This window comes from Flavobacterium rakeshii (genome assembly GCF_009741375.1).
GTDB lineage: Bacteria > Bacteroidota > Bacteroidia > Flavobacteriales > Flavobacteriaceae > Flavobacterium > Flavobacterium rakeshii.
On sequence record NZ_WOWP01000041.1, the window covers coordinates 42784 to 52651 of the forward strand.

General features: G+C 37.6%; 8 protein-coding genes. 4 read left to right on the forward strand and 4 right to left on the reverse strand.

Annotation, left to right across the window (positions count from 1 at the left end):
- Window positions 1-105 precede the first annotated feature (105 nt).
- The 4 genes from GN157_RS11365 (at window position 106) to GN157_RS11380 (ending at window position 3678) form a co-directional block, all read left to right on the forward strand.
- Window positions 106-519 carry a putative signal transducing protein gene (locus tag GN157_RS11365; RefSeq protein WP_157483515.1) on the forward strand — a complete coding sequence of 138 codons (414 nt, stop codon included), beginning with the start codon at window positions 106-108 and terminating at the stop codon, window positions 517-519.
- A complete protein-coding gene (gene bioD, locus GN157_RS11370) occupies window positions 516-1133 on the forward strand; it encodes a dethiobiotin synthase (RefSeq protein WP_157483516.1) in 618 nt (205 codons plus the stop codon). Before GN157_RS11365 ends, bioD begins: the two co-directional genes overlap by 4 nt.
- 1 nt (window position 1134) lies before the next feature.
- A complete protein-coding gene (gene bioA, locus GN157_RS11375) occupies window positions 1135-2427 on the forward strand; it encodes an adenosylmethionine--8-amino-7-oxononanoate transaminase (protein ID WP_157483517.1) in 1293 nt (430 codons plus the stop codon).
- A 90-nt stretch (window positions 2428-2517) separates the two neighbouring features.
- Window positions 2518-3678 carry a beta-ketoacyl synthase N-terminal-like domain-containing protein gene (locus GN157_RS11380; protein ID WP_157483518.1) on the forward strand — a complete coding sequence of 387 codons (1161 nt, stop codon included), beginning with the start codon at window positions 2518-2520 and terminating at the stop codon, window positions 3676-3678.
- A 798-nt stretch (window positions 3679-4476) separates the two neighbouring features.
- On the opposite strand, the gene GN157_RS11385 is transcribed toward GN157_RS11380, so the two are convergent.
- The 4 genes from GN157_RS11385 to GN157_RS11400 form a co-directional block, all read right to left on the reverse strand.
- Entirely contained in the window at window positions 4477-6318 is a 1842-nt protein-coding gene (locus GN157_RS11385; RefSeq protein ID WP_157483519.1) for a tetratricopeptide repeat protein, read from the reverse strand.
- A 94-nt stretch (window positions 6319-6412) separates the two neighbouring features.
- Window positions 6413-6880, reverse strand: a complete 468-nt coding sequence (locus GN157_RS11390) for a regulatory protein RecX (RefSeq protein ID WP_157483520.1) — start codon at window positions 6878-6880, stop codon at window positions 6413-6415.
- A gap of 65 nt (window positions 6881-6945) precedes the next feature.
- Window positions 6946-7818, reverse strand: coding sequence for a cupin-like domain-containing protein (locus GN157_RS11395; protein ID WP_157483521.1), 873 nt, complete (start codon window positions 7816-7818; stop codon window positions 6946-6948).
- A gap of 154 nt (window positions 7819-7972) precedes the next feature.
- Window positions 7973-9835 (reverse strand): OmpA family protein, encoded by a 1863-nt coding sequence (locus GN157_RS11400; RefSeq protein WP_157483522.1) that lies wholly within the window; start codon window positions 9833-9835, stop codon window positions 7973-7975.
- Window positions 9836-9868: the final 33 nt, after the last annotated feature.

Here is a 9868-nt window from a genome sequence, read left to right on the forward strand (position 1 = left end):
GTTGTATTGGTAATGTTTTATTAAAATTACTGTTGTATTTTAGTTAAAACCCTTAAAAAATCGAGCTGCCTCGGTGGTGGAAAGCTTATTTAATAAATTTGTGATATGGAAAACGCCTTTGTAAAAATAGCATCGTTTCAGTATTCATCTGAAGCGATTATTATTAAAGGGAGGCTGGAAGCCGAAGGTATTGAGGTTTTTATGAAAGACAATAATACGATTGATACCGATCCGTTGGTGAGTAATGCTATAGGTGGGGTAAAGCTGTTAGTACGTCTTGAGGATAAAGAAAGGGCAACAGAAGTTTTACAGGATGTTAGCCGCTATTCGCTTGATGACCAGGGCATGCCTTTAACCTGCCCCAAGTGTAGCAGTCATGAAATTGAACTGGGTACTACCATTAAGGATATAAAATCGCTTTTTGCATTCCTTTTTACTTTTATAGCGGTGGCACTTCCGTTTTACACGAAATACAAATACCGCTGTAATAACTGCGGAAATGAATTTAATATAGAATGAAACTATTTGTAACCGGTATTGGTACCGATGTAGGTAAAACCATAGCATCGTCCATAATAACCGAATCCCTTGAAGCCGACTACTGGAAGCCTGTACAGGCCGGCGATTTAGACAATTCAGACAGTCATAAAATAGAACGCTATTTAACCAATAACAAAACGGTTATCCACCCTAATAGCTATACACTTAATACACCTGCAAGTCCGCACCTTGCGGCTCATATAGACGGTATTACCATCGATTTGAAAAAGATTAAGGAGCCTGCTACCAAAAACCATTTGGTCATTGAAGGTGCCGGAGGATTACTTGTTCCCCTAAACGATACCGACTCTATAGTCGATTTGATTCAGCCTGATTATAAAGTAATCATAGTATCACGTCATTATTTGGGGAGTATTAACCACACCCTGTTAACCCTTGAGGTTTTAAAAAGCAGGGGTATAGAGGTAGCCGGAATTATTTTTAACGGAACCGAAGTCCCTTCAACCGAAGAAGTAGTGCTAAAGCGTACCGGTATAAAAATGATAGGGCGTATAGAGGAAGAACCGTACTTTGATAAAAACGTTGTGCTGCAATATGCCGACGATTTTAGGGAAAACCTGATAAACTTATAACATGAGCATTCAAAATACAAAGGGGCTTACAGAGCGCGACAGCAAACATCTGTGGCACCCTTATACACAACATAAAACCGCAGCAAAACCTATAGGGATTGTAAAAGGTGAAGGAGCCCTTTTATGGGACGAAAACGGAAAAGAATATATAGATGCCATTGCTTCGTGGTGGGTTAATCCTTACGGACATAGTAATAAGCATGTGGCTGATGCTATTTATAAACAGCTAACATCATTAGAGCATGTGCTGTTTGGTGGGTTTACACACGAGCCTGCTGTTGTGCTTTCGGAAAAACTGGTGGAGATACTGCCAGGTAGCCAAAAGAAGATGTTCTTTTCTGATAACGGATCGACAGCAGTAGAAGTGGCCATTAAAGTGGCGCTTCAGTATTATTTTAATAAAGGTGAAAAACGTACCAAAATATTGGCTTTTGAAGAGGCTTTTCACGGTGATACCTTTGCAGCTATGGCAGCAAGCGGTATTTCCTTTTTTACCGAAGCTTTTAAAGGATCATTGGTAGAGGTGGTTCGTGTTCCTGTACCTGTAAAGGGGGACGAGGAAAAGAGTTTGGCTACCATAAAGGAACTGGCAGCTACCGGAGAATATGCTGCGTTTATATTTGAACCGTTGGTTCAGGGGGCAGCAGGTATGGTGATGTATGAACCACAAGCCCTTGACAACCTGATTAAAGCGTGTAAAGAACACGGGGTATTCACTATTGCCGACGAAGTGATGACAGGCTTTGGTAAAACAGGGAAAATATTTGCCTGTGATTACCTTACCGTTGAGCCCGATATGATGTGTCTTTCCAAAGCGCTTACAGCCGGGACCATACCTATGGCAATAACTACTTTTACCAAGGAGCTTTTTGAAGGTTTTTATGATGATGATATAAACAAAGCCTTATTTCACGGACATACTTTTACAGCTAATCCAACCGGATGTGCGGCAGCACTAGCCGGACTGGAACTGTTGCTTACAGATGAGATGAAAGCTAACCTTGCCCGTATTAATGCAAGTCATCTTGATTTTATAGCTGAGATTAAAAAACATCCAAGGGTTATCAATGCCCGTGTACTGGGTGTTATAATGGCTTTTGAGATTAAGCGTGACGGTAATGAGAGTTACTATGGTGATTTTAGGAACAAACTCTATAATTTCTTTATTGAAAACGGAGTGATACTAAGGCCTGTAGGAAATATCATCTATATACTTCCGCCATATATTATAAGCAATGAACTACTGGCTAAGGTTTATAATGTTGTGAAACAGGCAATAGACGAAATAGTTTAAAAACTAAAGCAGAGCTAAAACATATAAACCGGGGTTAATCCTCGGTTTTTTTTATTGTTTGCCTTACTTTTGCAGGCAAATTCTATTATTTTGGCAACACCCGTTTCCATAACTTCCATAGCTTCCCTTTCACCGTTAGGCGATACTGCTCAACAGGTATGGGAAAATTATCTGCAAACAAGCACAAAAATCCAATATACCGAAATAGGCGGAAAGAGTGTGCCGGCAGCAAAACTTACCGATGAACTTACTGAGAAAGTAGCACAACTGGCAGAGTCAGATCTTAAATACAGGAATCTGGACAAGTCAGTACTGTTTGCTATACTGGCATCGAGGGTTGCTGCAAACGAGGCAGGATGGAAGGAAGGAGACGTTTTCGGGATTAACATTGGTTCTTCCAGAGGTGCAACCGAATTGTTTGAGAATCACTACAGGGAATTTCTTGAAACCGGTAAAGCAGGGGTTCAGGCTTCGCCATCTACCACTTTAGGTAATATCTCATCGTGGGTAGCGCATGACCTTAAAAGTACCGGACCTGATATTTCACATTCCATAACCTGTTCTACAGCTTTGCATGCGCTTCTTAACGGTGTGGCATGGATAAGAGGAGGTATGTCTGATAAGTTTATGGTAGGAGGAAGCGAAGCACCGCTTACGCCTTTTACTATTGCTCAAATGCGGGCTATGAAAATATATTCTGCACAAAAAGGAGAATATCCCTGCCATGCGCTTGATATGGAAAAAGAGATGAATACCATGGTACTTGGTGAAGGAGCAGCAATTGCATGCTTGGAAGCAGGTAAAAAAGAAAATGCTCTTGCTTATGTTGAAGGTGTAGGGTACTCTACAGAGGTTTTAAAACACAGTGTTTCCATATCTGCCGATGCCGACTGTTTACAGAAGTCAATGCTTATGGCTATGGAAGGTATTGATAAAAGTGAGATTGATGCTGTTGTAATGCATGCGCCGGGAACTATAAAAGGTGACCTTTCGGAGCTTAATGCCATAAAAAAACTCTTTGGCGATAAGTTACCGTTAATTACTACTAACAAATGGAAAATAGGGCATACATTTGGTGCTTCGGGGTTATTAAGCCTTGAGCTTGCCGTAATGATGCTTAACAAGCAACAGTTTATAAATGTTCCGTTTGCTAAAGATGTTCCTTTTGTTCAGGATAAAAAACTTAAAAAGATATTGGTTAATGCTGTAGGCTTTGGCGGTAATGCAGTTAGTATACTGGTGTCTAAATAAAAAAGAAACCCCTTACAGAGTAGGGGGTTCCTTGCATCCAACTAAAAAATTACTAAACATTACGGGACTAAGAACCCATAATATGCTTTAAAAACTAACCATTTACTTTTTAGTTAGTGGTAGTTTTTTATATAAACTCTTGTAATTAAAATTCAATTCGTTAAGCGTAAATAAAAATTATTATTTAGCTTTTAAATCGGGGCAAATATACTGATATATAATTATTTATGGTTATGTGAGTGAATTTTTGTTTATATTTTACTTAACAAGTATTTTATTTATAATGTAAATACTAATATACGCGAAACATTGTATAATAATCAGAAAATAGAGCAAAATGTAAGATAAATAATAGCTTGTTATTTTAAATTTTTGAGAAGTTTTCTTTATTTTTTACCATAATTTATTAGGAGGTAGGGGTTGCTTTTTTATTGGCTGTATTTTATAAAAAAAACACCAATGATTACAGGGGGCGTTGCAATCACCGGTGTTGGGTTTTTAACATAAAATACGGGGGCGTGTATTTCATATCTTAGGTCTAAAATAGCACCAGTTATTTAGTAATATAAAGCAGGAAATTTCAAGAACTGTTATTTTGATAAACTGCCACTCGTCGGATTTATTAATCATTTTGTCGAGTTGTATGCTACAAATTTAAGGTATAGTTTGTGGTTTTTAACAAAATTTTGATAGACAAACTATAGACAGGTGTATTTTTTTTAAGTGTTAAAATGTTGTTTTTTAATGACTTAATCTTGTCTATGTTTTGGATAGTGATGAATGAGAGAAAAAAGACGTCTAAATTTCCATAATCACCTTTTCAAAGTCTACATCTTCCTGAATATTCATTTTTTTCTTAATTCTGTATTTTTTGGTAATTACACTTTCGTGTGAAATTTGTAATAGCGATGCGATTTCCTTATTGGTTAAATTCAGCTTTAAAAGGGAGCAAAACTCTAAATCGTTTTTTGTAAGGTTGTCAAACTTCTCTGCCAGCAAATGATTAAAGTCAGGGTGTACTTGATTGAAACGTGTTTCAAACTGTTTCCAGTAATCTTTTTGTTTTGTTAGCAGCTGGAGTTCTTTTCTTACATCATTAATATTTATCATCTCCTTGCGAAGGCATTTGTTTATAATCTCGTTTATGCTGTCCTGTAGGTTTGCCATTCTAAGGGCGCTCGATGTAAGTTCTCGTTGCTTTTCTTTAATGCGTTCTTTTTGGGCTTCATAAATTTCCTTGTCATACTGGCTTTGCTGTTCCATTAAGTTCTTTTCGGCAGCAATAGTTCTAAGCGCTTCTTTTTGTAGCCTGTTTTTAAGTTTTGCCGATCTGAGTATGGTAAGTATTAATATGATGATAATAAGACTTCCTATAATACTAAGCCAGATTATAATTTTGTTTTTGGTTATTTTTTCTTCAAGCGCTTTATTGCTGTTAGCTAGGGCTATATTTTTTTCGCGCTGTATTTCATTTTGGAGCTTGCCTTGTATTTCGTTAAGGGCATTTTCCTTATCCATTGTAGCGATAGAGTCCTTTAGGGTAATAGCTTCGGTATAATTGTCGGTCGCCTTTTTGTAACTACCTGTAAATTTATAAGTGTCTGCCATTGCCTGTAAGAAATACATTTTGTCTTCAAGATTAATACTCTTGTAGGCTTCACTTTCTTTAACCTGATCAATCACTACGAGTGATTTTTTATACTTTTTGTTACGGTTAAGGTGGTTTATATATTCCATACCTACCCTTATAATGTATGGCGAATTTGAAGCGCTTAAATTTTCCATAGCATACTCGTATGAAGCAAGGGCTTCGGCTTCGTTTCCTTCACGTGCTTCTATATGCCCTATTTTAGAATAGGCTACACCAAGTACCGATATATCCTGGTATTCCTTTAGCCATTTGATGCTTAAATTCAGGTTCTCTTTAGCTTCGTCCAGTTTGTTGAGCTGTATAAGGCTCTCAGCTTTATTTAGGTAAGTGTATGATAGGTTTTTATTATCACCTCTTTTCTTGAATCCGGCAATACAATCGTCATACAGGTCAATAGCAAACTCATAGTTGCCCTGTAACATATAGATGTTAGCCAGTTTTTGTTTAATAGGATAAACTTCAGAGTCGTCGTTCATCTTCTTAAGTACATCAATAGCTTTAAGAAGGCTGTTAATGGCTTTTTCGTTTTGAAACTTTTGCATATAGTTTGAGGCAAGTTCGCCATACACTATAGCAAGAGTTTTTTCGGTTTGTTTACCCGAGTTGAGTATTTCGTTTAACTGTTTTATTGATTTGTCAAACTCGCCTAAGTTTCTGTAACATAGGGCGATGTTACAAAAAGCCCTTACCTGTTTATCAGGGCAGCTTTTGTTGTATTCGGCTGCTTTTTTAAAATAGATTATACCCGAATCAAATTTGTTGAGCATAAGGTCGCGTATACCATACAGATGGTATAAATCACCAAAAATGGTATCATGGGCTTTAATCCTTTCGGCTTCCTGCATACCTTTTTTAAGGTAAACAATGGCACTGTCGGGTTTGGTAAACATGAGTTGTCTACCCTTGGTATTCAGTTCTTTGAAGTTAAACTCTTGTCCGTAACTAAAGGCCGCAACAAGCAGAGTGGCCAAAAGAATTCTTGTTCTCATAGCACAGGGGAATTTTTACGTTAACAAATATTTATGGGGACTGCTAAGGTACTAATTTTTAATTAACATTTTATTAAGAGAATTTAAATTGTGATTAAGCTGCTAGTTCATTCAGTTTGTCATAAATTAAATTACTCTCAAAACCCTTGCGCATCAGGAAGTCAAAGAGTTTCTTTTTTTTCTTTTGGATGTTGGTTTCCCTAATGTTGTCCCATTGTTTTTCGGCAAGGGAATGGAAAGTTTCAAGGTATTCTCCGTCTGGTATTTCCTTTAGGGCTGCTTCAAGGTTAAAGCGTGTAATCTCCCTGAGTTTAAGCTCGTTTTTTATACGGATGCGCCCCCAGTTTTTAATTCTGAATTTACCTCGGGCAAAGCTTTTGGCAAAGCGTTCTTCGTTAAGGAAATTATGCTCTATAAGGTGGGTAATAATAACATCACATGCCTGCGAAATCATATTCATGCTCTTTAGTTTTTGTAAAACCTCTACATGGCAACGATCCTGGTAGGCACAGTATTGCTCCAGTTTTCGTTTCGCTTCTTCAACAGTATAGGTTTTGTGCATAAATAGTGAGGCTAGTGTTTAAAGGTAAAAAATAATCCCATTCTTGCCGAACGGGATTACTGTTTTTATACCGGTATATTAAGCTTTTTATGTGTTCGCTTAACAGCTTCTTCGTTTTTGTAATCAATCCAGGCCTGCCCTTTGTATCGTCGCATAAGGTTGTCATAATGCCTCATTACAAATATATTGTAAACCGCTTTAGAGAGGTTGCTTATTTTTCTTGGCAACGCTCTTAGACTCATTGAGAACCCCGGGGTTACATATTTCATGTAATGCCAGTAGCCTTCGGGCATGTAAAGCATTTCCCCGTGTTCAAGGTTTGCTACCAGTCCTTCGGCATGTTGTAGTGCCGGCCATTTTTCAAGATCCGGATTATCAAAATCAATATCTTCTCTTGAGATTAATGAATGCGGTACTTTGTATAGGTAAGGAGTTTGGTTTGGAGCAAAAAGTATACATCTTTTTTTACCGTGAAAATGAAAATGCAGTATGTTAGAGTAATCAATATCGTAATGGATAAATACTTTTGAATTTTCTCCGCCAAAAAACAACATTGGTAATTGCTTTATAAGTCTTAAACCTAAATCAGGCCATTTAAAGTCTTTTTGAAGCGAAGGTACTTCCTTCATCAGGTTATATAAAAATATACGGTAGTTTGTTGGTTTTGACTGAAGAAGGTCTATGTATTCAGACATTTTCATTTCGGCATGTGCTTCATTAAATCCGTCTTCATGTGAAACCGGGCGATCGTCATACAATGGTACAGTCTTATCTCCGGCTAAATCCTTAATATAATTCAGTCTCCATTTTTCGTAAGCAGGCCAATCCTGAGTTAATTGTTCAATCACTACAGGTTTTTGCTTTTTTACGTAGTTATTGTAAAAATCTTCTTTTGAGATGGTTTTTACACGTTCTATTTCAGTTAGGTGTAAAGGCATAAATAATGCTGAAGTTAAATGCTGAGCAAAATTACTAAAGCGTTACCAAAATGTAAAGTATAGCCGTGCAAATAATTTATAAAAAAAAGGTTAAATATTGAAAAAGCAGCCACATAGGACTGCTTTTTTTAACCTTCTGTTAAATTAGAATGGCTTATCTTTTTATTATAACAAACTCATTACGTCTGTTCTTAGCATGCTCTTCTTCAGTACAGTTGTCGCCACAATTTACCTTAGGCATGGTTTCACCATAACCTTTTCCGGTTATCCTTTCTCTTGATATACCTTGTGATACAACATATTGCATTACAGATTTTGCTCTTTGTTCAGATAACTTCATGTTGTAGTCATCACTACCTCGGCTATCAGTGTGTGCCTGTGCCTCGATAACCATTTCAGGGTATGACTTCATTACATCAACCAGTTTGTTTAGTTCAAAGGCTGCCTGAGGAGTAATGTTACTCTTATCATATTCAAAATAGATACTGTTTAGTACCACCCTGTCGCCTACGATAAGATCGTCTAGCGGTTCAAGATCGGCCATTACGGCAACTTCACCACCGTGTTTCTTCTCTGCCGGGAAGTTATCTGTCTTGTAACCTTCTATTGATGCCTGTACTGTGTAATCAGTATCACAGTCTACACTATAGGTAACTTTACCGTTTGCATCGGCTGTTCTGGTTTCGATTACGTTATTTCTGTCGTCAAGTATAGCTACTTTTCCTGCCGGAATAATTTTTCCTGTTTTTTTGTCTCTAACAGTTACTATAACTTCCACACCACAAATAGGAGTAGCCATATACAGGTTATCTGTTCCTAAGCGGTTACTGGCAAAGAAACCAACGTTTTGTGAAGCGTTAAAGGTGAATGAGAAGTCGTCTTTAGAGGTGTTGATAGGATCTCCCAGATTAATAGCTTCGTTGTCACCGTTTAAATCTATCATATATACGTCATAACCACCAAAACCTTTAAGTCCTTCTGAAGAGAAGAAAAGTTTATTATCTGATGTTATGTAAGGGAAGCTTTCTCTTCCTTCTGTATTTACTTTTGGACCCATGTTTTCCGGTTTCCCGTATGAGTTAGGGCCTTTAATATCTACTTTCCAAATATCAGTTTCACCCATAGAACCTGTTCTGTTTGAAGAGAAATAAAGGGTTTTGCCATCGGCACTAACTGATGGGTTAGCAGATGACCAACGCTTGTCGTTAAGCGGTAAAGCCTCTACATTACCCCACTTTCCGTTTACTTTAGTCGCCTTAAAGATGTAAAGTAGTCCGGTTTGCTGACCGTTGTCTTTCTCAAACTTTCCTTCTTTAAAGCTCTCGCTGGCAAAGTACATGGTATTGCCATCGGCTGTAATAGTTGCAGGGCCGTCGTGCCATTTACTGTTTATCTCAGTAACCGGTTCTGGGCTGCTAAATTTACCGTCTCCCTGATAAGTGGCTACATATAAATCAAGATATGGCTCTTCGTTACGGCCATATTTCCTGCGAACGGTGTTACGTGTACTGGTAAAGTAAAAAGATTTGTCGTCGTTTAATACAGCGCCAAAATCGGTATATTTTTTATCACTAATGTCTAAGTACTGCTCGTCAAAAAGCTTGGTTTGACTTTTTAGTTTAGGCAAATAATCAGGATCTTTCATAAATATGATTGCTCTTTGATCCTTAGGAGCCATTTTGGCAAAAGTGAGCATTTGTGCATTAGCTTCCTCATATCTGCCTTCGGCTTTTAGCATCTGGGCATAGTGGTAATAGATCTCAGAGTCCTGCTTAGACTTAACAGCCTTTTCATACCACTTAATAGCCTCTTTACTGTTAAACATGTTGTAGTAGCTCTCAGCAAGCTGCCTGTAAACATAAGGATCTTTTTTGTTGGCAAGCTTCATGTATTCGTCGGCAGCATCAATGTATTCAAAACGGTTGAATAGCTTATCTGCTTTTTCCGTGTCTTTATTTTGTGCCATGGCAAACTGCGCTGCCAGCATAAAACTTAAACTGATATATAGGTTCTTCATCTTTCTTGATCGCTTTTAGGTTAGAAATAACGT